The sequence below is a fragment of the Paraburkholderia sp. PREW-6R genome (genome assembly GCF_039621805.1).
Classification (GTDB): domain Bacteria; phylum Pseudomonadota; class Gammaproteobacteria; order Burkholderiales; family Burkholderiaceae; genus Paraburkholderia.
Map to the genome: position 1 here is coordinate 846702 of NZ_CP155073.1, position 23895 is coordinate 870596.

The 23895-nt window shown below is 64.3% G+C and carries 21 protein-coding genes; 14 read left to right on the plus strand and 7 right to left on the minus strand.

Going from position 1 to position 23895, the window contains the following annotated elements; all coding sequences use genetic code 11:
• Positions 1-126: 126 nt before the first annotated feature.
• The 8 genes from map (at position 127) to AAGS40_RS03725 (ending at position 6480) form a co-directional block, all read left to right on the plus strand.
• Positions 127-912: a type I methionyl aminopeptidase gene (gene map, locus AAGS40_RS03690; RefSeq protein ID WP_345813241.1), complete on the plus strand. Its 786-nt coding sequence runs from the start codon at positions 127-129 to the stop codon at positions 910-912.
• Between the two features lie 180 nt (positions 913-1092).
• Positions 1093-1626, plus strand: coding sequence for a GNAT family N-acetyltransferase (locus tag AAGS40_RS03695; RefSeq protein ID WP_345813242.1), 534 nt, complete (start codon positions 1093-1095; stop codon positions 1624-1626).
• Between the two features lie 195 nt (positions 1627-1821).
• Positions 1822-2664, plus strand: a complete 843-nt coding sequence (gene minC / locus AAGS40_RS03700) for a septum site-determining protein MinC (RefSeq protein ID WP_345813244.1) — start codon at positions 1822-1824, stop codon at positions 2662-2664.
• A gap of 105 nt (positions 2665-2769) precedes the next feature.
• The gene (gene minD / locus AAGS40_RS03705) at positions 2770-3585 is read left to right on the plus strand and encodes a septum site-determining protein MinD (protein WP_074263651.1); all 816 of its coding nucleotides are present in this window, start codon (positions 2770-2772) and stop codon (positions 3583-3585) included.
• Between the two features lie 14 nt (positions 3586-3599).
• Positions 3600-3854 carry a cell division topological specificity factor MinE gene (gene minE, locus AAGS40_RS03710; protein WP_008922443.1) on the plus strand — a complete coding sequence of 85 codons (255 nt, stop codon included), beginning with the start codon at positions 3600-3602 and terminating at the stop codon, positions 3852-3854.
• Positions 3855-4135: 281 nt separating this feature from the next.
• Entirely contained in the window at positions 4136-4447 is a 312-nt protein-coding gene (locus tag AAGS40_RS03715; protein ID WP_345813256.1) for a YXWGXW repeat-containing protein, read from the plus strand.
• Positions 4448-4779: 332 nt separating this feature from the next.
• A complete protein-coding gene (gene waaC, locus AAGS40_RS03720) occupies positions 4780-5784 on the plus strand; it encodes a lipopolysaccharide heptosyltransferase I (RefSeq protein ID WP_345813257.1) in 1005 nt (334 codons plus the stop codon).
• A 561-nt stretch (positions 5785-6345) separates the two neighbouring features.
• Entirely contained in the window at positions 6346-6480 is a 135-nt protein-coding gene (locus AAGS40_RS03725; protein ID WP_345813258.1) for a hypothetical protein, read from the plus strand.
• A gap of 68 nt (positions 6481-6548) precedes the next feature.
• Here AAGS40_RS03725 and AAGS40_RS03730 read toward each other — a convergent pair whose 3' ends face one another.
• The 5 genes from AAGS40_RS03730 to AAGS40_RS03750 all read right to left on the minus strand — a co-directional run bounded on the left by AAGS40_RS03730 (position 6549) and on the right by AAGS40_RS03750 (position 12137).
• Positions 6549-6728: a hypothetical protein gene (locus AAGS40_RS03730; RefSeq protein WP_345813259.1), complete on the minus strand. Its 180-nt coding sequence runs from the start codon at positions 6726-6728 to the stop codon at positions 6549-6551.
• A 138-nt stretch (positions 6729-6866) separates the two neighbouring features.
• The gene (locus AAGS40_RS03735) at positions 6867-8174 is read right to left on the minus strand and encodes an MFS transporter (protein ID WP_345813261.1); all 1308 of its coding nucleotides are present in this window, start codon (positions 8172-8174) and stop codon (positions 6867-6869) included.
• A 562-nt stretch (positions 8175-8736) separates the two neighbouring features.
• On the minus strand, positions 8737-9285 hold the full coding sequence (locus AAGS40_RS03740) for a TonB family protein (protein ID WP_345813262.1): 549 nt from the start codon (positions 9283-9285) through the stop codon (positions 8737-8739).
• Between the two features lie 374 nt (positions 9286-9659).
• Positions 9660-11066, minus strand: a complete 1407-nt coding sequence (argH, locus tag AAGS40_RS03745; RefSeq protein ID WP_345813263.1) for an argininosuccinate lyase — start codon at positions 11064-11066, stop codon at positions 9660-9662.
• Between the two features lie 258 nt (positions 11067-11324).
• Positions 11325-12137 (minus strand): helix-turn-helix transcriptional regulator, encoded by an 813-nt coding sequence (locus AAGS40_RS03750; RefSeq protein ID WP_345813264.1) that lies wholly within the window; start codon positions 12135-12137, stop codon positions 11325-11327.
• A gap of 217 nt (positions 12138-12354) precedes the next feature.
• On the opposite strand from AAGS40_RS03750, the gene AAGS40_RS03755 reads away from it, so the two are divergent.
• Positions 12355-13167 (plus strand): class I SAM-dependent methyltransferase, encoded by an 813-nt coding sequence (locus AAGS40_RS03755; protein ID WP_345813265.1) that lies wholly within the window; start codon positions 12355-12357, stop codon positions 13165-13167.
• Between the two features lie 120 nt (positions 13168-13287).
• On the opposite strand, the gene ppc is transcribed toward AAGS40_RS03755, so the two are convergent.
• Entirely contained in the window at positions 13288-16293 is a 3006-nt protein-coding gene (gene ppc / locus AAGS40_RS03760; protein WP_345813266.1) for a phosphoenolpyruvate carboxylase, read from the minus strand.
• Between ppc and AAGS40_RS03765 the strand changes: the two genes are divergently transcribed.
• From AAGS40_RS03765 to AAGS40_RS03780, 4 genes are all read left to right on the plus strand, one after another.
• On the plus strand, positions 16247-16645 hold the full coding sequence (locus AAGS40_RS03765) for a hypothetical protein (protein WP_345814476.1): 399 nt from the start codon (positions 16247-16249) through the stop codon (positions 16643-16645). The genes ppc and AAGS40_RS03765 overlap by 47 nt on opposite strands.
• 387 nt (positions 16646-17032) lie before the next feature.
• Entirely contained in the window at positions 17033-18106 is a 1074-nt protein-coding gene (hemC, locus tag AAGS40_RS03770; RefSeq protein ID WP_345813267.1) for a hydroxymethylbilane synthase, read from the plus strand.
• The gene (gene hemDX, locus AAGS40_RS03775) at positions 18106-20124 is read left to right on the plus strand and encodes a fused uroporphyrinogen-III synthase HemD/membrane protein HemX (RefSeq protein WP_345813268.1); all 2019 of its coding nucleotides are present in this window, start codon (positions 18106-18108) and stop codon (positions 20122-20124) included. The genes hemC and hemDX overlap by 1 nt, the downstream gene beginning before the upstream one ends.
• A gap of 2 nt (positions 20125-20126) precedes the next feature.
• Positions 20127-21317, plus strand: coding sequence for a heme biosynthesis protein HemY (locus AAGS40_RS03780; RefSeq protein ID WP_345813269.1), 1191 nt, complete (start codon positions 20127-20129; stop codon positions 21315-21317).
• Between the two features lie 148 nt (positions 21318-21465).
• On the opposite strand, the gene AAGS40_RS03785 is transcribed toward AAGS40_RS03780, so the two are convergent.
• The gene (locus AAGS40_RS03785) at positions 21466-22788 is read right to left on the minus strand and encodes an MFS transporter (RefSeq protein ID WP_345813270.1); all 1323 of its coding nucleotides are present in this window, start codon (positions 22786-22788) and stop codon (positions 21466-21468) included.
• Positions 22789-23158: 370 nt separating this feature from the next.
• Between AAGS40_RS03785 and ppa the strand changes: the two genes are divergently transcribed.
• Positions 23159-23686 (plus strand): inorganic diphosphatase, encoded by a 528-nt coding sequence (ppa, locus tag AAGS40_RS03790; protein WP_345813271.1) that lies wholly within the window; start codon positions 23159-23161, stop codon positions 23684-23686.
• Positions 23687-23895: the final 209 nt, after the last annotated feature.

Genomic DNA, 23895 nt, shown 5'->3' on the forward strand with positions numbered 1-23895 from the left:
TCTGTACAATTGGCCGATTGACACCGGGCGCCGCCAGCTGCGCGCACGGCCGATGCTCGCGCGGCCCGAAGCCGCCTGCGCCGCTTCCTTTGAACATCGAATCGATTCGACTCACTCCACGAATTCATGGCCATTACCTACAAGACTCCCGAGGACATCGCCAGGCTGCGCATTTCCGGTCGCCTCGCGGCCGACGTACTGGCGATGATCGGCGAACACGTCAAGGCCGGCGTGTCCACCGAAGAGCTGGACGCGCTGTGTCACGACTACATCGTCAATACGCAGAAAGCGGTCCCGGCGAATGTCGGCTATCTGGGTTTTCCAAAGACGGTCTGCACGTCGGTCAACCAGGTCGTCTGCCACGGCATCCCGAATCGTGCAGAGGTGCTGAAAGACGGCGACATCATCAACATCGACGTCGCGATCATCAAGGACGGCTATTTCGGAGACACGAGCCGCATGTATTGCGTGGGCCAGCCGAGCACGGTGGCGCGCCAGCTGATCGACACCACGTATGAGGCGATGCTCGCGGGCATTCGCGAGGTCAAACCCGGCGCGACGCTCGGCGACGTGGGTTATGCGATCCAGAAGATCGCCCAGCGCGAGGGCTTTTCGATCGTGCGCGACTATTGCGGGCATGGCATCGGCAAGGTCTACCACGAAGATCCGCAGGTGTTGCACTATGGCCAGCCGGGGCAGGGGCTGCGTCTTAAGCCGGGCATGGTCTTCACGATCGAGCCCATGATCAACGCCGGGCGCGCGGGCACCACCGTGATGCGCGACGGCTGGACCGTGGTCACCAAAGATCGTTCGCTGTCGGCGCAATGGGAGCACATGATCGCCGTGACCGAAGACGGCTATGAACTGCTGACCCCGTGGCCGGACGGCACGGGCCACTACGAAGTCCCCTGAAGCACGCGCGTTGAGCGGCCGCGCGGGTGGGCGGCTGCCGGGCGCGTGAAATGCTGGAGAGTTCTGTGTGTGTCTCGTGCTTGGAACTCGCGTGTGAGCATGGCTTCGGCAAGAATGATTTGACTCTCACGCCCGTTCGGTTAAAGCTACGCCTTAGTGTTTCAAGGGGTTTTCGTCTGCATGAGTCCGTCATTGACCGTTCGCCGCATCGCCGCTGATCAAGGCGCCGTTTTTCGCGAACTCCGCACAGCGTCGCTGCGAGAGGCACCTTATGCCTTCGGCGCGACGCTCGAAGACGCGTTGTCGGCGGATGCCGCCAGTTTTGATGCCACCGCTGCCGCGCACGCGGTGTCGTTGGACGCCACCACGTTCATCCTTTACACCGAAGGCCATCCTGCCGGACTGATCGAAGCGCATTTCGACGACAGCGACGCGCGCCGTGCATTCGTCGGCGAACTGTGGGTCGCGCCGGCCGTGCGTCATCTGCGCGGCGGAGAGTTGCTGGTCGACACGGCGTCCGGTTGGCTCGCGGGCGAAGGCGCGATGGAAATCTACGCATGGGTCGCCGACGCGAACCGCAACGCCATGCGTTTTTACGAAGCGCTCGGCTTCGGTCCGACCGGCGAGCATCGCCGGGTCGCGCGCGCACCCGAGCAGGCTGAAAGTCTGCTGGTGCGCCACGTGCCCACTACGTCCCAGGTATTCCAGCAGTGACTCCGCGAGCGGCGCGACGGTCTGCCGCTCGAATCCCATCCGCGTCTGCACAGCGTTCGTGGCCAATACAGGGTCAGCGCGCGGTCCCGATCGCGCTCTTGCGTTCCGCGCGCTCGTGATGGCCCGTTTCCCGGCAAAAAAACTGGCCGCGCGCGTCGACGCCTGTAAAATACGCAAAATTTTTTGCCGAACGTTATGTCGCCCAAGAAATCGCCCTTTTTCGAACTCCGCAGCGGCTCTGTCGACACGCTTCTATTCGTGGTCAAGACAACCGACCTCGAAGCCATGCGAGCCGAGTTGACCCGGCGCTTCGAGGCGACCCCTGAATTTTTCGCGAACGACGTCGTCGCGATCGACGTGCGCCGACTCGCCGGGAGCGAAAGCGTGCCGCTCGCCGACATCGCGCAACTGCTCGACAGCGTGCGCATGCGTCCGGTCGGCGTAGTGGCGAATGCAGAGCAGTCGTGGGCGGCCGAGTCCGCGTTGCCGCTGCTCGAAGCGCGCGACCGTCGCGGCGCCGCACCCAGACCCGCGGACGAAGACAGCGCAAGCGCCGCGTCGCCGGCTGTCACGGCGGCCACGGCCACGCCGCCTGCCGATCTCTTCGAGGCCGCCGGGTTCGCGCCCGAAAACGGCACGCCGGCCAGCGCGGCGGCGGTCGAACCCGCGCCTGCCGCCGAGCCCGTGAAGCTCGCAACGTCGTCGCAAACCATGGTGGTCGACAAGCCGTTGCGCTCCGGCCAGCGTATCTACGCAAAGGGCGATCTCGTCGTGCTGGGGCTCGTGAGCTACGGCGCCGAAGTGATCGCGGAAGGCAACATCCATATTTACGCGCCGCTGCGCGGCCGGGCATTGGCCGGCGTGCAGGGCAACCACGACGCGCGCATTTTCTGCACGTGTCTCGAGCCGGAACTGATCTCGATCGCGGGCATTTACCGTACGACCGAAAACCCGCTGCCGTCCGACGTGCTCGGCAAGCCGGTGCAGATCTGGCTCGAAGAAGAAAAGCTGATGATTGAACCGCTGCGGCTCACGTGACCGGCGTGAAGCGCGCGTGGCGCCGACCACTGGCGGCGCGCCGCGTTTTCACTGCAGATCGGGCTGCACAAAATTGACGAATTTGACGAACACAAGGTAAGGGTAATGGCAAAAATCATTGTGGTGACTTCGGGCAAGGGTGGCGTGGGCAAGACGACCACGAGCGCGAGTTTTGCATCGGCCCTCGCGTTACGGGGCCACAAAACCGCCGTGATCGACTTCGACGTCGGCCTGCGTAACCTCGACCTCATCATGGGTTGTGAGCGCCGGGTGGTGTACGACCTGATCAACGTGATCCAGGGCGAAGCCAACCTGAACCAGGCGCTGATCAAGGACAAGAAGTGCGAGAACCTGTTCATCCTGCCGGCCTCGCAAACGCGTGACAAAGACGCGCTGACCATGGAAGGCGTCGAGAAGGTCATCAACGACCTGATCGCGATGGACTTCGAATACATCGTTTGCGATTCGCCGGCCGGTATCGAATCGGGCGCGCTGCTCGCCATGCATTTCGCCGACGAAGCACTGATCGTCACGAACCCGGAAGTGTCGTCGGTGCGCGACTCGGACCGGATCCTCGGCATTCTGTCGTCCAAGACGAAGCGTGCGATCGAGAGCAAGGAGCCGATCAAGGAGCACCTGCTGATCACGCGCTACAACCCGAAGCGTGTGAGCGAAGGCGAGATGCTGTCGCTGACCGACATCCAGGAAATCCTGCGCATCGATCTGATCGGCGTGATTCCCGAGTCGGAAGCGGTATTGCATGCGTCGAACCAGGGCCTGCCGGCCGTGCATCTCGACGGCACCGACGTGGCCGAAGCCTACAAGGATGTCGTGTCGCGTTTCCTCGGCGAGCAGAAGTCGCTTCGCTTTACCGATTACCAGAAGCCCGGGCTGCTGCAGCGCCTCTTCGGCACCAAGTAAGGGGAGCGCACGTCATGTCGATTCTTTCGTTTTTGCTGGGCGAGAAGAAGAAATCCGCGTCGGTGGCGAAGGAACGTTTGCAGCTGATCATCGCGCACGAGCGCGCCGGCGGCCACGCGCCCGCCGATTATCTGCCTGCGTTGCAACGTGAACTGGTGGCCGTGATTTCGAAGTACGTGAAGATTTCCGATGACGATATCCGCGTGAGTCTCGAACGCCAGGACGACCTCGAAGTGCTCGAGGTCAAGATCGAGATACCGCAAGCCTGATCTACGGCGAGTCGTCGCGTCAGTTGGCCCGATGATGCCCGCCTGATTGTTCGCGGCTCCGAGCCGTCCCGTTCGAGGGCGAGTCGGAGCCGCGCACGTTTTCCATCGCCTGACCATCCTCTTCCTCGCGTTCGCCGGTGCACTTCTCCGTGCAGGGCGGCATGCCGAAATAATCCGTTGCACTTGCGCGTATGCCGTTACACGGCCGCGGTCAGCGGGTTTCGTCCCTCGAGCATTAAACGGGTAACGCCGCATGCGGTGTCCATCCAGAGAGGGAAAAAATGAACAAGACTTTTCGTTTGCTGATTGCCCACGCCGTTCTGATCGCAGCGGGTGCTTCTGCGGTTGCGTCCGCTAGCGCGGCCGAAGTCGTGGTGATCGCGCCGTCGGCGCCGCCGCCGGTGCGCTACGAGGCAGTGCCCGCAGCGCGTGTCGGTTATGTGTGGGATCACGGTCACTGGCGTTGGGATCATGGCCGTTATGTATGGGTCGCGGGTCACTGGCAGGCCGAGCGGGTTGGCTATCACTGGGTGCCCGGTCACTGGGTCGCGCACGGCCCGAACTATCACTGGGTCGAAGGTCACTGGGCTTGACGCCCTGGGTGCCTCATGAAAAAGAATCTGTTTCTGATCGCCGTACTGGCGCTCGTGCTGACCGGATGCGTGGTCGTGCCCGGACGACCACTTTATCTGCGCGCACCGGCGGTCGTGGTCTATTGACGACAAGGTCCGTGCGCCGTGCCATCAGCGAAACCGCGCTTGCCGAACCAGCGTGGGAGCGTGACGGACGGCGCGCGGATTGTTATAAGCACCTGCTGTGTAACGCATCGTATTATTGACAGGCCCGGCGATGTGCCGTGTCGGATTAGGCTTATTCGATACGTCGGCTAAAATAACGTGATGTTCGAACACATCACGGGTTATCAATGAAGCGAGTCCTTATCGTCAAGGTCACGTCACTCGGCGATATCGTGCAGGCGCTTCCGGTCGTCGCCGATATCAAACGCGCTTTTCCGGGCGTCGAGGTGGACTGGGCTGCCGACGAGGCATTCGCCGAAGTCGCAACCTGGAGCCGCAGCGTGGACCGCGTGCTGTGCGCGCCGTTGCGCCGTTTCAAGAAAGCGCGCCGCTGGGCCGATTTCAAGGCGATCGCAGCTTCCATCGCGGAACTTCGCGCCTATCGCTACGATTTCATCATCGACATTCATGGCGTGTACAAGAGCGCGATCATCGCGTTTCTCGCACGCTCGTCGCGCCGCATTGGCTATCAGTCGCAGGATCTGGGCGAGCGCGGCGCCGCGTTTGCCTACACCGGCCGTTTCGGTCCGCGTCCGCAATGCAATGCATGGCACGGCATGCGCATCAGCGCGGGCGAAGCGCTCGGCTACGAGGTGCAAGGGCCGGCTGTCTACAACCTGCGTTTGCCGGAGCCGGACAGCAAGCCGTTTGCCGACATGGCCGCGCCAGTCGCTGCGCTCTTTCACGCAACGTCTAAAGACGACAAGAAGTGGCCGGTGCCGCATTGGATCGCCGTCGGGCGCGAGCTGGCGCAGCGCGGTTTCCACGTCGTGCTGCCGTGGGGTTCCGAAGGCGAGCGCGCCGAAGCTGCGCAGATTGCGTCGCAGGTGCCTGGCGCGGCCGTGCTGCCGAGAATGAGCGTGACCGAAATCGCGCAGATGATCGACGCCTGTTCACTGGTGGTCGGCACGGATACCGGCTTTGTCCATCTTGCTCATGCGCTGCAAAAGCGCACGGTGATGATTTTCGTCGCCACGTCGCCGTCTCATTGCGGCATCGAGGCGCCGTTCCGTTCCGTATCCATCGGCGACGGTCAGTCCGTACCGCCCGTCAGCGCCGCGCTGGAAGCCATCGATTACGTCCACTCCGGCGAGTTGCAGCCGTTTGCGCTGACCCACGGTTCAGCCGCCTGAACGTCTGAATCCGCTGCGCCGTGCGCAATCGTTTGCGCACAAGAAAAGAGGCGCGACGCCGCAGTGAGCCCGGTTAAGAGCGCTGCCACGTAACGCCTCCGAAAAACGCCCGCGTCGGGGAACTACGGGCGGAGAGGAATCGGTACGGCTGACATTCAGCGTAAAGCGTACGCGTGCTGCATTACACGCCTGTTAATTGTGTCGCTTTTGGTTGAGTGCCTTGCTGTCCAGATAGGCACTCGTGGGTGTCTTTCTGGTGTTGCGCAGCACTCCCGTTTGCGACGGGATTCGCATTCAATCAAGACCGGCAATCGGCTCGACGGGCCCTGTCGCCGCCGCCGGCGCGGCGCATACAACCAGTGACGGTGCCTAACGCAGTATAGGCGGTGTTTTGTCGCGCGATAGGCCGGCTATCTCGCGGAACGATGTCGTACGACGCGATCATGTAACACCTTCGTGATCTTCCCTTACAAATCGCAACGCTTGCGGGACGTGCCGTCGTGTTCAATCGAGTCATTCGGGATTTCGGCTCGAATGATTCTGACTCGACGGAGAACAACCATGAAACGCGTAATTCTGAGCCTGATCGCAGGCACGCTACTGGCAACGGCGCTAGGCGGCTGCATCGTCGCGCCGGCACCCGGCTACTATGGCGGAGGCGGCTACTACCATCACGGCGGGTACTACTACCGCTGAGGACCGTCGCGGGAGCGTGGCGCACTGGCATTCATGCGTCACACTCTCGCCTGGAACGACTGTGCGGCTCAGGCCAGCAGCATTTCAAAGGCGACCACCGCGGCAATAGCCGCGGCGTTCGCCGCCAGCGCTTCCACGACAATCCCTTTCCATGTCGCCGGACGAAAGCGCAGTGCCAGCAGCAGCGAACACAGCAGCGCCAGCGCGATGATCACGACGATATCCGCGTTGTGAAGATGAAGGTTCATCCAGTGCCTCCCGCTCGCCTAAGGGTGATTGGAATCGAGTATAGGCATGTCAAAAAGACGCGCAAGGCAGGGAATTTACTCAGGAATGCTCGTCAAACTCCCCGATTCAACAGAAAGGCTCTGGAAAGCAGCGGCGTTTCACATCAGACGGGTATCGCGCGTTTCCCGCATGCACAGCACCCCGATCATGCTGACGGCCGCGGCAATCGACACGTACGCGCCGACATACGGCAGGCCGCCGCGTGCGGCGAGCACCTGAGCGATATACGGCGCGACCGACGCGCCCAGAATGCCGCCGACGTTATACGCCACGCCCGCGCCGGTATAGCGCACGTTAGTCGGGAACAACTCCGGCAGCAGCGCGCCCATTGGCGCGAAGGTCACGCCCATCAGGAAGAGTTCGATTACGAGGAACAGCAGCACTTGCGGGGTCTGTCCGCTGCCGAGGAGCGGCGCCATCGTGAAGCCGGACAGGATCGCCGCGATGATCCCGACGATCAGCACCGGCTTGCGGCCGAAGCGGTCGCTGGCCCACGCCGACAGCGGCGTCGCCAGCGCCATGAACACGACGGCGATACACAGCAGACCGAGGAACGTCGGACGCGGGATATGCAGCACGGAAACGCCGTATGACAGCGAGAAGGTCGTCGCGTTGTAGAACAGCGTGTAGCAGACCACCATCGCGAGCGCGCCGAGCAGCGTGGGCAATCCGTGTTGTGAGAGCAGCGTGGCGATCGGCACCTTCACACGTTCCTGGCGTTCGATCGCCGCCTTGAACGCCGGCGTTTCGGCGATTTTCAGCCGCACGTACAAACCGAGCGCGACCAGCACCGAGCTGACGAGGAACGGCACGCGCCAGCCCCAGGTGCGGAACTGGTCTTCGCTCAGCGAGACGGCCAGCGCGAAGAACAGGCCGTTCGAGGCCAGAAAGCCGATCGACGGTCCAAGCTGCGGGAACATGCCGAACCAGCCGCGCTTGCCGGCGGGCGCGTTTTCGGTGGCGAGCAGCGCCGCGCCGCCCCATTCGCCGCCGAGCCCGATCCCCTGTCCGAAGCGCAGCACGCACAGGAGGATCGGCGCGAGGCTGCCGATCGAGTCATAGCCGGGTACGAAGCCGATCAGTGTGGTGGATAGGCCCATGACCAGCAGCGACGCGACCAGTGTCGATTTGCGGCCAATCCGGTCGCCGAAGTGGCCAAACAGAAATGAGCCGATCGGCCGCGCGATGAACGCGATGCCGAACGTGACGAATGCCGACAGCGCTTGCGCGGTCGCCGAGCCATGCGGGAAAAAAACCGGACCGATGACGAGCGCCGCGGCGGTCGCGTAGACATAAAAGTCGTAAAACTCGATCGCGGTGCCGATGAAGCTTGCGAAGATGATCCGCGCGCTGCTGTTTTGTCCGGCCGCGTTGGGCTGGGCCGCGGAAATCGGCGAAGTGGACATGCAGGGTCTCCAATATGTCGTGAAGCCGTCGGCGGCACGCGTCGGTTCTGTTCCGGCGCGCGCCTGACTGGCGCTTTGTTCGAGGTCGTGCGCGGGAGCGCGTGTCGTGGACGCGGGTGACGCCACGCGTGGCGCAAGCAACGAAGCAACAGCTTACAACGGCAGCCGGGCGCAATCGCACGCGAAAACGGTCGTACCAGGGCAATAACCAGGCGGGCTGATTCGATCAGCCGAGGGTGAAGCGCCCTTACTCAGGCCGGTCGGCATGACGCGTGCATTGGACCGATGCGACCACCGCGACAGCGGGTGTCGGCTCGCAGCCGTCAATCAAGCGTGCTTCGTGCTTCGTGCATCAGGCAGACACCACTCGCGGGTGGCGCGGCGGCATGTGCAATCGGGCTCGGGCCAGGCCGGCGGGTGAGCCGGCGGGGAGAGCCATGCCGGGAGGCTCCGGCGCAAGGAATCCGAAAATTATAGCGAGCGCGGCGTTGACGCGGCAAGACGCGTCGAGCCGCCGGGCCGCGATACTCATTTGCAGCAGTTTGAGCCGCCGATCATTTGTCTAGTCGATGGTCTGCGACTGTGGCGACGCCAGTTCGCGTAACTGGAACTTGCCGTCGTCGTTAAAAAGCCAGTCCTCGAACAGTTCGAGCTGGCCGCGCCCGTTGAGCAGTTTGCCGGGCGGCAGCGGCAGCGGCGACGCACGCCGCAGACTGGCGAGCGCGGTGCCCTCGGCTTCGTCGTCGCCATTCGTGCGATAGACCGACGATTGCAGCACGCGCCCGTTGCGGTCTACGGTGAACGACACGACGACCAGTGAGCGCAACATCGCTTGCGGTGTGCCGCGCAACACATAAGACGGATTACGTTCGACGATGCGTCGCGCGACGGCGTCGCGATACTGATCGAGCGTTACGCTGCTCACGGCGGCGGCGGGCGTCGGTGCCGAAGCATGCGGCGGTGGCGTAATGGTGCAGCCGCTCACGACGAGCGCGCAAGCCGCCGCGCAGGTCACCGCCCGCGCAACGTTGCACAGCGACGTGCGGCGCAAGCATGGAGCGCGAGTGGACCCGGCATGCTCGTGGTGACGCTGATCTGGGCGGATGGACATGGTTGAACCTGAAAGCTGAACGGAACCTGGGGCGAAACTCATTTGATGGTAGTCAAAAAGCGCCAGGTTTCAATCCGCGTTCGCCCGCAATGCGTACGCTTTTCCCGGTCGTGCGGGGCCTTGCATCGGTTCGTCATCGCGTGAAATATGAGCAGATTGGTATGCGGGCGAAACGCGCCTACACTGCATTGGCCTCTTTCGGGAGGCATCGGTGGAAGTCTTTCATTTGGCCCGCTTCGCGCGGGCTTTCTTTTGTCCAAAACGCTTGCGTACGCTTCCCCACGGTCAAAACAAAAAGGCGAACCCAATCACGGATTCGCCTTCTGCTTACACAGCCGCGAGCGCGCGACGCGCGCACGGCGCGGGACGTGGCATCACTTCAACGCTTCACGCGCGGCCCTGGCCGCAGCCAGCACCTGCTCGGGCGCCGTGCCGCCGGGGTGATTGCGGCTCGCCACCGATCCTTCCAGCGTGAGATACGAGAACACGTCCTCGCCGATCAGATGCGCGACATTCGGCAGTTCCTTGCGCATTTCTTCCAGCGACAGATCGGCGAGATCGCAGCCACGGTCGGCACAGATCCGCACGGCCAGTGCGACGGCTTCATGCGCGTCGCGAAACGGCAGGCCACGCTTGACGAGGTAGTCGGCCAGATCGGTTGCCGTGGAAAAGCCTTGCAGGGCGGCGTCGCGCATTGCCTGCGGCTTCACCGAAATGCCGGCCACCATTTCAGCGAAGATTCGCAGCGTGTCGGCCACGGTGTCGACCGTGTCGAACAGCGGCTCCTTGTCTTCCTGATTGTCCTTGTTGTACGCGAGCGGCTGACCTTTCATCAGCGTGAGCAACGCGATCAGGTGGCCGTTCACGCGACCGGTCTTGCCGCGCGCGAGTTCGGGCACGTCCGGGTTCTTCTTCTGCGGCATGATCGACGAACCGGTGCAGAAGCGATCCGCCAGATCGATGAAGCCGACGCGCGGGCTCATCCACAGCACGAGTTCTTCGGAGAAGCGCGAGATATGCGTCATCACGAGCGCCGCTGCCGCCGTGAATTCGATCGCGAAGTCGCGGTCGGAGACCGCGTCGAGCGAGTTCGCGCAGATGCCCTCGAAGCCGAGCGTCGTCGCGACCGCGTGACGGTCGATCGGGTAGCTCGTGCCGGCGAGCGCCGCTGCGCCGAGCGGCAGACGGTTCACGCGTTTGCGGCAATCGAGCATGCGCTCGGCGTCGCGCGAGAACATTTCGACGTAGGCGAGCAGGTGATGGCCGAACGTCACCGGCTGCGCCACCTGCAGATGCGTGAAGCCCGGCATGATGGTCGACGCGTTTTTCTCCGCCATGTCGAGGAGCGCCGTGCGCAGTGCTTTCAGCAGATCGACGATCCGGTCGATCTCGCCGCGCAGCCACAGACGAATGTCGGTGGCGACCTGGTCGTTGCGCGAGCGGCCCGTGTGCAGGCGCTTGCCCGCGTCGCCGATCAGCGCGGTCAGGCGCGCTTCGATGTTCAGATGGACGTCTTCCAGATCGAGCAGCCACTCGAACTCGCCGCGCTCGATTTCACCCTTGATCTGCGCCATGCCGCGCTGGATGGCGGCGAGGTCTTCGGCGGCGATGATCTTCTGCGCGGCCAGCATCGAGGCGTGCGCGAGCGACCCTTCGATATCGACGAGCGCCAGACGCTTGTCGAAGAAAACCGACGACGTGTAGCGTTTGACGAGTTCCGACATCGGCTCCGAGAAGCGAGCCGACCAGGCTTCGCCTTTTTTGTGCAGTTGGGACGTCATGGTGTTGGGCAGTTGAGCAGCGGTTGAGCAGCAATGAAGCGGCGGTTGAGTAGCCGAGTTCGGGCGATGAAGCGGCCGGCGGCGCGGGATGAATGCGCGACGCAAAGCATGCCGCTGAGGCGCGCAAAGACAGGGATTTTAACACCGGCGACGCGCGGCAAAAGCGCTGCTCGGCGCAGCCGCGTTGTCGTTGGCCTGCGCCGTCTGGCGTCGCGCCGGTGGCGTGCCGCGTGCTTCATGCCGCAAGCGCGGCGCGTCTCACTCCTGCACGAGCACCACCAGCTTCAGGTCCTCGCGATGCGCGGGCTTGAACGTGATCTGATCGTAGACGAGGCGGCCATCGCGCGGATGGTTGAATTCGCGCCGGCCGCCCTCCCGGCCGCCGACATCCTGCGACGCCCAGAAGCGCGCGAATGCATCGCTGGCGATGGTCAGCGCGTCGATCAGCGCGCGCGTCGGCGCGTCGTTCAGATGACGGATCGAGTCGGCGCGGAATTCGGCGGCAAGACGCCGCGCGCGCGTTTCCCAATCGACGATCAACGCGCGCGCCGCCGGCTCGGTGAAGGTATAGCGCAGCAGATTGCGGTCATGCGAGCCATCCAGCCAGCCGACGAACAGCCCGGCCGCCCGCTCGTTCCACGCGAGCGCATTCCACTGGCGGTCGAGCACGTAAGCCGGCGCATCCACGAGCTGCACGGTTTGCAGCAGCGTGGCGGGCGCGTCGGTGGCGGCCGGGTCGGGCTCCGCCGGATCGCGCTGGGCGGCCAGTTCGAACAGATACGCGCGTTCCGCTCGCGACAGTTGCAGCGCGACCGCTATGCGCGCCAGCGCGTCCGCCGATGCGGAGACCGGCCGTCCCTGTTCGATCCAGGTGTACCAGGTGGGACTCACGCCGCACAGTTGCGCGACTTCCTCGCGCCGTAGGCCGGGTGTGCGACGCCGCGGGCCCGGCGGCAAGCCGACCGCTTGCGGCGCAAGCCGTTCCCGGTGAGCCCGGATGAAGTCGCCGAGCGCACGGGCGGGCGTGGCTTCGAGCGGCGGCGGATTGTCGTGGCGGGACGGCGTGGTCATTCGATTCAGATGCGTAGCGGAAACAGTGAGTCGGCGCGCGGGCGGCGCGCACGCGTCCGGTCCTGGACGGGTGGTGCAACTAATACCAGAATAATTGCTTAACTTGTACTGGTACACGGCGGGCTCTATTGTAGCGGCTGAAATCGCTGCTGGAACGGCACAAAGCGCTTTGGCGCCATCGGCAGAACGACCCACCCGTCCACATTGGAGTATTCCCATGAAACACCACGATCAGGTCGCCGACGCATTCGGCTCGACCGCCGCCGCCTATCTGACGAGCCCGACCCACGCGAGCGGCGCCGACCTGCAGACGCTGGCGGAGGCGATTGCGGCGACGCCAGTCGTGGCGACGCCCGGCGTACCGACGCCCCGCGTACCGACGCCCCGCGTACCGACGCCCGGCGCAATCGTTCTCGATCTGGGCTGCGGCGCGGGCCACGCGAGCTTTGCGGTCGCGCCCTATGCTAAAGAAGTGGTCGCGTACGACATCGCGCCGCCGATGCTTGCCACCGTGCAAGCCGCCGCCAAGGAGCGCGGGCTCGCCAACATCCGCACCCAGCAGGGCGCCGCTGAATCGCTGCCGTTCGACGATCACTCGTTCGACTGGGTGATCAGCCGCATGAGCGCGCATCACTGGCACGACGTGCCGCTCGCGCTCGCCGAAGTGCGGCGCGTGCTGAAGCCGGGCGGCCGCGTGCTGTTCATCGACATTGCCGGAAACGAACATCCGCTGCTCGATACGCATCAGCAGGCGATTGAACTGCTGCGCGACGGCTCGCATATCCGCAACTACCGCGCCGACGAATGGCTTGCGCTTTTTACGGCCGCGGGATTCCGGGCATCGATTCGCGAGCGCTGGCGTATCGATATCGAGTTTGCGTCGTGGGTCGCGCGCATGCGCACGCCGGAACCGCATGTGGTTGCGATTCGCTCGCTGTGGGCGCATTCGCCGGATGAAGTGCGCGCCCGTTTCGATGTGCAGGAAGACGGCTCGTTCAAGCTCGACGCGCTGATGGTCGACGCGCAATGAGCCAGCAAGCAAGCCGGAAAGCAGTCCACATGTGATAAAGCCGGACGCGGATCAGCTGACCCGCGCCCGGCTTTTTATTGCAACGATCCGGCGAGCAGGCCGCCGCGCTCTTCGGTGCGCTTAGCCCGTATTGCGCAGGCCTGCCGCGATCCCGTTGATGCTCAGATGAATGCCGCGCCGCACCCGCGCGTTCGTATCGCCCGCGCGGTGGCGCTTGAGCAATTCCACCTGCAGGTGATTCAACGGATCCAGATACGGGAAACGGTTCTTGATCGAACGCGCGAGCAGCGGATTCTCAGCGAGTCGATCGCTCTTGCCCGTGATTTCCGACAACACCTTCGACGTGCGCTCCCATTCCGCGACGATCCGCTCGAACACATGCTTGCGCAACTTCTTGTCCGATACGAGCGCGGCATAACGTGATGCAACAGCGAGATCGGTCTTCGCGAGCACCATGTCCATGTTCGACAGCAGATTCGAAAAGAACGGCCACGTCTTGTGCATCTTCTTCAGCAGCGAGAGGCGCCGTGCGCGTTCGGCGTCGGTCGGCGCGCTGTCCAGATGCGCGGCCACCGCGCTGCCGAAGCCGTACCAGCCGGTCAGCAGCAACCGGCACTGGCCCCACGAGAAGCCCCATGGAATCGCACGCAGATCCTCGATCTTGCGCTGCTTCGGGTCCTGCAACTTGCGCGACGCCGGGCGGCTGCCGATGTTGAGCTCGGCAATCTCCGAGATCGGCGTGGACTCGAAGAAATACTCCTTGAAACCCGGTGTTTCGTAGACCAGCGCGCGATAAGACGCCATGGCCGCGTCCGAGAGCTGCTGCATCGTTTCCTCGAACACAGGCAACTGCTCGGGCGCATTGCCGTGCGGCAGCAGCGACGCTTCGAGCGTTGCGGCCACTACGGTTTCCAGATTGCGCCGACCGATCTCCGGATTGCCGAACTTGCTCGCGATCACTTCGCCCTGTTCGGTCAGGCGGATTTGCCCGTCGACGGTGCCAGGCGGCTGCGACAGGATGGCCTGATAGGTCGGACCGCCGCCACGACCGACGGTGCCGCCGCGGCCGTGGAACAGTCGCAGCGTGACGCCGCGCTCGTTGAAGAGCGACACCAGGGCGAGTTCGGCCCGGTACAGCTCCCAGTTCGACGTGAGAAAGCCGCCGTCCTTGTTGCTGTCCGAATAGCCGAGCATCACTTCCTGCTCGTTGCCCTGATGTTCGATCAGGCCGTCCACGCCCGGCAGCGCGATCAGGTCGCGCATGATATGCGGTGCGTTGCGCAGATCGGGTATGGTTTCGAACAGCGGAATCACCATCAGGCCGGCGGTAGCCGGATCGTGCGCGTTGCCCAGACGCCCTTGCAGCAGGCCGGTTTCCTTCTGCAGCAGCATGACTTCCACCAGATCGCTGACGCTCTCCGTGTGCGAAATGATGTAGTTGCGCACCGCGCGGTCGCCGAACTTTTCGCGCGTGACGCGCGCTTGCTCGAGCACGCCGAGTTCGCTTCTGACGAGATCCGAGTAATCGGCATACGGCAAACGCAGCGGGCGCGGCTGCGCGAGTTCCGCGAGCAGCACCTTGAGCTTTTCTTCTTCGGAAAGCGCCGCGTAGTCGTCCACGACGCCCGCGCGTTTGAGCAGCTCCGCAATCACGGCTTCGTGAATGTCCGAACTCTGGCGCAAGTCGATGCTCGCCAGATGGAAGCCGAATACTTCGGCCGCGCGCGCAAGCGGTGCGAGACGCGGCGCGGCGAGCGGCGCGCCATGATGCGCGGCGAGCGAATCGATCAGCACATGCAGGTCGCGCACGAACTCCGAGGCGTCCGCGTACGGCTTCGCACGCACGGGCGCCGCGCCGCGACCCGCGCTGCGCAGCGGCACGCTGCCTTCGCCGAGCCGCACCCGCGCGCTGGCCGCAAGCCGCGTGTACATGCCGATCAACGCACGGCGATACGGTTCGTCGGTGCGATGCGGCGACTGGTCGGGCGATGCGTCGGCCAGCGCCTTCAACTCGTCGCTCGCGCCGGCCAGCAGGTTCGACACCGACAACTCGGCGCCCAGCTTGTGCACCTGTTCCAGGTAGTGCTCGAAAATCACCGCGGCCTGGCGGGTGATCGCGTGTTCCAGCGTTTCGGCGGTGACGTTCGGGTTGCCGTCGCGATCGCCGCCGATCCAGCTGCCCATCTGGAAGAACGGCGGCAGACGTGCGTCGAGACCGTGCTCACGCAGCGCGTCCTCGATATCGGTGTACAGCGCGGGGATTTCTTCGAGGAACGTGGCGCGGTAGTACGACAGTGCGTTCTCGATTTCGTCGGCGACCGTGAGACGCGCGTCGCGCAGCATGCGCGTTTGCCAGAGCGACGTGACGCGAGCGCGCAGCATCGCTTCGTTGTGCGTGCGTTCGCGCTCGGTCAGTTGCTGGTCCCGTTCGGCGAGCAGGCGCGCCACGTCGTGCTGCGCGTCGAGAATGCTCTTGCGTTGCACTTCGGTCGGGTGTGCGGTGAGCACGGGGACGATCAGCGCGTCGTTGAAGAACTGTTGCAGCACCGGCGTGGCGGCGGCGCCCGCTTCGACGAGGCGTTCGAGCGCATGCGCGATGGTGCCCGGCTGCGAGGTGGAACCGGCGAGCGCGTGAATGCGATGACGGCGATTGCGGTGGCGGTCTTCGGCGATGTTGGCGAGGTGCGAGAAGTAGCTGAACGCGCGCACCACGCTGACCGTCTGGTCAGGACTCAGCGAGCGCAACTTCTTGTCGAGCGTTTGCGCGGCGGCGCTGTCGTCCTCGCGACGGAAACGCACTGCCGTCTGACGGATCGTTTCGACGACGTCGAAGACTGCGTCGCCTTCCTGCTCGCGCAGCACGTCGCCAAGCAGACGGCCGAGATAGCGGATGTCCTGGAAGAGCGGGTGGTCCTTGTCCTCGCGGGTGCGGCGGCCGTTCTTCGCGGCGGGCGCGATGGCGTCTTTCGATGCCGCCTGTGCATTAGGTGCAGCCTCAGGTGCGGCCGCGGGTTCGGCCGCAGATTCCATTACAGGTGCACTTGCAGGCGCGGCAGCGCCGTTTGCGCCGGCCTTGATCTTGGACGATTTGACCTTGGGCTGCTTCGCCCCATTGGCGCGGTTCATGGCGGGCGTCGGAGGCGCAACCTGCGTTGCCGCAGCGCCGACGGTCGCTGCCGCCCGCTTTGCCGCCTTCGCGGCCTTCGAATTTTTCTCTGCCTTCACCGGTTTGACCGCCTTGTCCGCCTTGGCGGCCTGCGTGTCTTTGGCATCTTTGATGATGCTCGCCGCGCTGGCGGGCTGCCTGGCTTTCGCGCGTTTGCCCGGGGTGGATGGTGCGGTGCCGACGGCGGAAAGAGCGTTTGCCGCGGTGGTATCGGCCACGGCGGCTTTGGGCGATGCGATGTTGCGGCGGGCAGGGCGCGCCGATCCGGAAGACGTCACGATGGGTTTCCTCAGGGAAGCCAGGGTCTGTTGAGTGATGAACTGCTACTGCGCAACTGCACTATGAACTGCAACGTGAACTGCACGAACGGTATGCGCCGATGGTGACGCGCCAGAGGACGAGGCCGTGCTCTTGCGTGGGACTGCATGGTTCACCGCGCACGCACAGTGCGGCCGGCGAACCCGACTGATTGCGCCGCATTGCATCATCCCGCATGCCGACGCCCGGTGCGCGAACGACCGTGCGTGAACCGGCGGAAATGCAGCGGCACGCAGCACGCGTGACCTGTCTCCTCCATCGATACCGTGCTAGCGAAACGCCTGCCGGATGCCCCGAATCCCGAGCCTGGGCACGGGGGTCGGCACAGGTGCGCGTGCTAACATTGTTTGTTATTGAATCCCGTATCCGATCAGCAAGCCAATGAACAACGAGACGTTATCTGCGCCACCCCACACGCTTGTGATTGCGTCGCGAGAAAGCCGCCTTGCCATGTGGCAGGCAGAGCATGTGCGATGTGCGCTGCACAAATTATATCCATCTTGCGACGTGCAAATACTCGGGATGACAACACGTGGCGATCAAATACTCGATCGCACTTTATCGAAGGTTGGTGGTAAGGGCCTCTTCGTGAAGGAGCTGGAAGCGGCGCTCGCCGACGGCCGCGCGGACCTCGCCGTGCATTCGCTCAAAGACGTGCCGATGCAATTGCCCGAAGGCTTTGCGCTTTCCACGATCATGGAGCGCGAGGATCCGCGAGACGCGTTGGTCTCCAACGAATACGACTCGCTCGCCGCCTTGCCGGCGGGCGCGGTGGTGGGCACGTCGAGCCTGCGCCGCGAAGCCATGTTGCGCATGCGCTACCCGCATCTCGTGGTGCGGCCGTTGCGCGGCAATCTGGATACGCGCCTGTCGAAGCTCGATCGCGGCGACTACGCGGCGATCATTCTCGCCGCGGCCGGCCTCAAGCGGCTCGGCCTTCCCGGCCGGATCCGTGCACTGCTCGATCCGGAGGACAGCTTGCCTGCGGCCGGACAGGGCGCGCTCGGCATTGAGATTCGCTCGGACCGGCCGGAGCTGGAAGCGTGGCTCGCGCCGCTGCATCACGAACACACGGCGGCGGCGGTCGAAGCGGAGCGGATGGTGTCGCGCGCACTTGGCGGCAGTTGCGAAGTGCCGCTCGCCGCTTACGCGACGTGGCGTGACGGTGCATTGCATCTGCGCGGCATCGTCGCCACGCCCGATGGCCAGCGTGTGTTGAGCGCGCAGGCGTCGGCGCCCGCGCCGACCGTCGAGCGTGCTCTCGCGCTGGGTGAGGAAGTGGCGAGCGCGCTCGAACAGCAAGGTGCAATGGAAATTGTTCGCGCGCTCAGCACGGCCAGCGGTCCCGCCGCGGCTTCGGCACACCCACTGGCGGACACGGCCGGCGAATCGGCAAGCAGATCAGCGAGCAGCGCGGCAAGCGGGTCCGCAGACGGCGCGGTGACCGGCGAGTGATGGCGGCCGACAACTCCGGCGGCATCTCATCGTCCGGCGGCAACGCGGGTTTTACGGTCGTGATCACGCGACCGGCCGGTCAGTCGGACGATCTGATTGCGCAACTCACGGCGGCAGGCGTCGCCACGCTCGATTTTCCGCTGATCGACATCGCACCCGTCATCGACGAGGCGCCGCTGCGCGCAGCTCTCGCGTCGCTCGAACGGTATGCGCTCGTGGTGTTCGTATCGCCGAACGCCGTCGACCATGCGTTTGCCCGCAGCGCTTCGATCTGGCCGCATGCGCTGCCGGTCGGCGTCGTCGGTCCGGGCAGCGTGCAGGCGCTGGCGCGGCATGGTGTAACGGCGCCGGCCTATAACGTGATCAGCCCACCGTCCGGCGCCGACGAGGACACCGCGCGCTTCGATTCCGAAAGCCTCTTCGCCGCGATCGACAACGCGCTCGGCGCAACCGGCCTGGAAGGCAGGCGCGTGCTGATCGTGCGCGGCGACGGCGGGCGCGAGTGGCTCGCGGACCGTCTGCGCGAAGCGGGCGCCGAAGTCGACACGGTGGCGGCGTACCGGCGGCTCGTGCCCGAACCGTCGATCGCCGCCTGGGCGCGCGTGCACGCGCTGCTCGCCGGCGAACCGCATGCGTGGCTGCTCACCAGCTCCGAAGGCGTGCGCAATCTGAACGAACTCGCGCACGAACATCTGACCGCTGACGAAATCGTCGCGCTCAAACGCGCCGCGCTCGTCACGCCGCATCCGCGGATTGCGCAGACCGCGCGGGCATTGGGTTTTGATAGCATGACGGTGTCCGGCGCGGGCGATGAACGCATTGCGCGCGCGCTCCTTGCCGCCGTCCCGACCGTAGTTCAACCGGTACCGTCCAATCCGGCTCATTCACCGGCTAAATCACGCATGACTGAAACGAACGCATCCACGAACGCTTCACCCCAGCCGGCCGCAACCACTGCGCTGCCGCCGAATTCACCTTTCACGCCCTACGAAGCGCAAAAGCGCCGCAGCGCGAGCGGCCCGCTGCTGTGGTTTGTCGTCGTGATCATCGCCTGCGCGGCGGGCGTGGGCGGCTATGCGCTCAATCGCAAGGTGGAGCGCACCGAACAGCAGCTCGTGCAGCGTCAGCAGGCGAACGACACGCAGACCAACGAACTGCGCATCAAGACCGATCAGGCGCTCGCCACCGTGCATCAATCGGATTCGCAGGTCGCGCAGCTCGAGGGCAAGCTCGCCGACGCGCAGGCCGCGCAGCAGGCGCTGCAACAGCAATACGCCGACCTCGCGCGCAATCGCGACGACTGGACGCTCGCCGAAGTGCAGCAGATGCTGTCGGCGGCCAGCCAGCAGTTGCAGCTCACCGGCAACACGCAGCTCGCGCTCTTCGCGCTGCAAAGCGCGGACACGCGGCTTGCCGCGTCGGACAGTCCACAGGCGGTCGCGGTGCGCAAGGCGATCGCGCAGGACATCGACAAGCTGAAGGCCGCGCCGTCTACCGACCTCACGGGTCTCGCCATCAAGCTCGACAACGCCATCGAGCAGGTAGACGGCCTGCCGCTCTCGGGTGAGGCGCAGATCGCGCATGCCACGCCGAAGGCCGCGACGTGGGCGGACACCGCGCAGATCTCCGCCACGACCGGCGAGCCGCGCTGGAAGGTGTGGTGGCGTGAAGTGACCACGGGCATCGGCCAGCAGTTGACCAGTCTCGTGCAGGTGCGCCGCATCGATAACGCCGACTCGATGCTGGTCGCGCCCGACCAAGGTTATTTTCTGCGTGAGAACGTGAAGTTGCGTCTTCTGTCGGCGCGCCTTGCGCTGCTCTCGCGCAATCAGACGACGCTCAAGTCCGATCTGCAGGCGGCGCAGGCTGCGCTCACTCGCTACTTCGACAATTCGTCGAAGAAAACGCAGACCGTGATCGATCTCGTCAAGCAGGTGGACGCGGGTTCGGCCGCAGTGGAGCTGCCGAATCTGAACACGAGCCTGCAAGCCGTCAATCAATACCGGAGCCGAGGTTAATCATGGCGATCCGGGGACTTTTATGGCTGGCGTTGCTGTTCGTGGTCGCGGTGGCGCTGGCGGTGGTCGGGCGCTTCGACATGGGGCAGGTGCTGTTGATCTATCCGCCGTATCGCGTGGATATCTCGCTGAATCTGTTCGTGGTCGGGCTGGTGGTGTTGTTCATCCTGATGTACGCACTGCTGCGCATCATCCGCAATATCTGGCGCATGCCGCAACGCGTGGCCGCCTACCGCGCGCGCTCGCGTGTCGCGAAAGCGCACGCCGCGCTGCGTGACGCGATCGGCAACCTGTACGCCGGCCGTTTTTCGCGCGCGGAGAAAGCCGCGAAGGACGCGCTCGCGAACGGCGACAACAAGGGCGCGGCTGGCCTGATCGCGGCGACCGCCGCGCATCGTATGCATGAATACGCGCGGCGCGACGAATGGCTCTCGCAGATCAACGAGGCCGACTGGCAGGATGCGCGTCTGATGGCCACCGCCGACATGCGCGCCGACGGCCGCGACGCCGACGGCGCACTCGTCGCGCTGACCGAAATGCAGTCGCAGGGATCGCGTCGCATTCACGCGCAGCAGATCATGTTGCGCGCGCAACAACAGTTGAAGAACTGGAGCGAAGTGCTCAAGCTCGTCAAGACGCTGGAAAAGCGCGAGGCGATTCATCCGGCAGTGGCCGTGCGTCTGCGTCAACTGGCGGCGGAAAATCTGCTGCGTGACCGTCGTCACAACGTGGATGCGTTGCTGGAACTGTGGCATTCGCTAACGCCGATCGAGCGTCACTCGCCGCGTCTTGCCGACCTCGCCGCCGAACTGCTCGTGGCGCTGAACCGTCCGCAGGATGCGCGCAAGATTGTCGAGGAGGCGCTCGCGCAGAACTGGGATGCGCGTTTGCTGCGTCGCTATCCGGACACGGCCGGCGGCGACGCGTTGCCGTTGATCCAGAAGGCCGAAGCCTGGCAGAAGGATCGCCCTGACGACGCGGATCTGATGTTTGCGCTTGGCCGCTTGTGTCTGCACCAGCAGTTGTGGGGCAAAGCGCAATCGTTCCTCGAACGCGCGCTGAAGCTGGCCGATAACGAGACGTTGAAGATTCGCTCGCATCGCGCGCTGGCTCGTTTGCACGAGCAGCTTGGCGACGCGGACAAGGCTAGCCAGCATTACCGCGAGAGCGCGTTGGCGATGAATATCGTTTGAGTGTCGTTGCCCAGGGTGTTGGGCGGCGCGCGCGGTCAATGCCCGCGCGCTGCCTGATCGACGTGTCGAGCCATGCCGGTGTCGCGGCGGCGCCATGCCGATCCCGCTTCAACGGTGACCGGCGCGGCCGCCACGTTCTTCACCCGCGTTACTTGTTCACGATTCTGGCCGGCACGCTGATCGCGAGCAGGCCGCCCAGCGCCATGAACGCGGCCAGCATATACATCCCCGAGTCATTGGCCGCGGTCACCTGCTTAAGCCAGCCCACCGCGTAGGGACTCAGAAAGCCGGCAAGATTCCCAATCGAATTGATCATCGCAATGCCAGCCGCTGCGCCTGTGCCCGCCAGAATCGCGGTGGGCAGACTCCAGAACAGCGGCAGCGTGGTCAGAATTCCCATCGTCGCGAGTGTCAGCGCGGCCATCGCGAGGACCGTGTTGTTTGTCCACACCACCGACAGCACGAGACCGATCGCGCCCGCGAACGCCGGCAACGCGATATGCCAGCGCCGCTCACGTCTGCGGTCCGCGCTGCGCGACACGAACACCATGGCCACGACGGCCGCCGCGAACGGAACAGCCGAGAGCAGGCCGATCATGAACGCGTCGGTCACGCCGGTCGCCTTGATGAGGGTCGGCAGCCAGAAGCTCACACCGTACAAACCCATCACGAACGAGAAATACGTGAGGCTCAGCATCAGAACGCGCCCGCTGGTCAGGACCTGGCGAACCGGCATGTCGTGCTTGGTGGCTTCTTCGGCTGACACGTGGCGCGCGATCAGTTCCTGCTCTTCGCGCGTCAGCCATCTGGCCTTCGACACGCGATCGTCGAGCATCACGAACACCATGACGCCGACGATAACCGACGGAATCCCTTCGAGCAGAAACAGCCACTGCCAGCCATGCCAGCCGTTCGTGCCGTTGAAGTTCTTCATGATATAGCCCGACACCGGGCCGCCGATGACGCCCGATAGCGCAATCGCCGTCATGAACCAGGTCGTCATGCGACCGCGCCGATGCGCCGGATACCAGTAGGTGAGATACAGAATGATGCCGGGGAAAAAGCCCGCCTCGGCGACACCGAGCAGGAAGCGCATCACGTAGAACATCGTGGGCGTGGTGACGAACATCGTCAGCATGGAGATGATGCCCCACGACACCATGATCCGCGCAATCCAGACGCGCGCGCCGACCTTGTGCAGAATCACGTTGCTCGGAATTTCGAAGATGAAATAGCCGACAAAGAAAATCCCCGCGCCGAAGCCGTACACGGCGTCGCTCAGGCCGAGGTCGGTCGTCATCTGTAATTTGGCGAAGCCGACGTTCACGCGGTCGAGATAGGCGACCACGTAGCAAAGCATCAGCAGCGGCGCGAGCCGCCAGGTCACCTTGCGGTAGGTTGCCTCTTCGAACGTGGAAGAGGGCGGCGCGCCCGCGCCGGGATGATGAAGCGGATTTGCGGGACTAGCCATGGTGTCTCCTCTTTTCTTGTGGAAATGACGTGCCGCCTTCAACGATTCTAGCCGCGCCGGGTACTTTGCACGACGAATCGATACCCGGGGAAAACACTGACTTTCGCCGCGCCAGTGCGGCCGCGCGCAAGCGCCGGGCCCCCGTTGTCCGCAACCGGACTGCCGACAGGCTGCCGCGGGGCTAGCAACTGGCTTGCACGTGCCCGGCGCCAGGCTGCCGCCCGGGACGCCACCGGCCGATTGGCTATAATGGCGCATTCCGCACTGTCCGGCGTGCTGTTCCGCGGTTCGAGGCTGTTTGACGCAGCATGCTTCGAGCACCGGTTGCCGCACGCCGTGTTCCGAATTCCATCCTGATCAGAGAGCGCTCATGAGCTTCAATCACGTCCCCGCAGGCAAAGACCTTCCGCACGATTTCAACGTCATCATCGAAATCCCGGCGCAAAGCGATCCGGTGAAGTACGAAGCCGACAAGGACCTGGGCCTGCTCGTCGTCGACCGTTTCATCGGCACCGGCATGCGCTATCCGGCCAACTATGGGTTCATCCCGCAAACGCTGTCGGGCGACGGCGACCCGGTCGACGTGCTGGTGATCACGCCGTTCCCGCTGCTGGCAGGCTCCGTGGTTCGCGCGCGCGCGCTCGGCATGCTGCAAATGACCGACGAATCGGGCGTGGACGCCAAGCTCGTGGCCGTCGCACACGACAAGATCTGCCCGATGACCGCCAGCCTGAAGTCGATCGACGACGTGCCGGCGTATCTGAAAGACCAGATCAAGCACTTCTTCGAGCAATACAAGGCGCTGGAAAAGGGCAAGTGGGTCAAAGTCGAAGGCTGGGCTGACATCGACGCGGCGCACAAGGAAATCACCGAAGGCGTGGCGAACTTCAAGAAGTGACGCACGTCGAGCCAGCAGCCATGCTGGTCATGAAAGACCGCGCGAGCCCGTAAAGGCTGCGCGGTTTTTTTTCGGCCCGACCCGGCGGCGACGCGCTCGTATAGCCCGCATGCATTGAAGACATGAAGCGAAGCCATTTTTATGTCTAGGTATAAACCCTTATCATGCAACGGCAGCCACGCATGCTACGCGGTGCACGCCGAATAGCA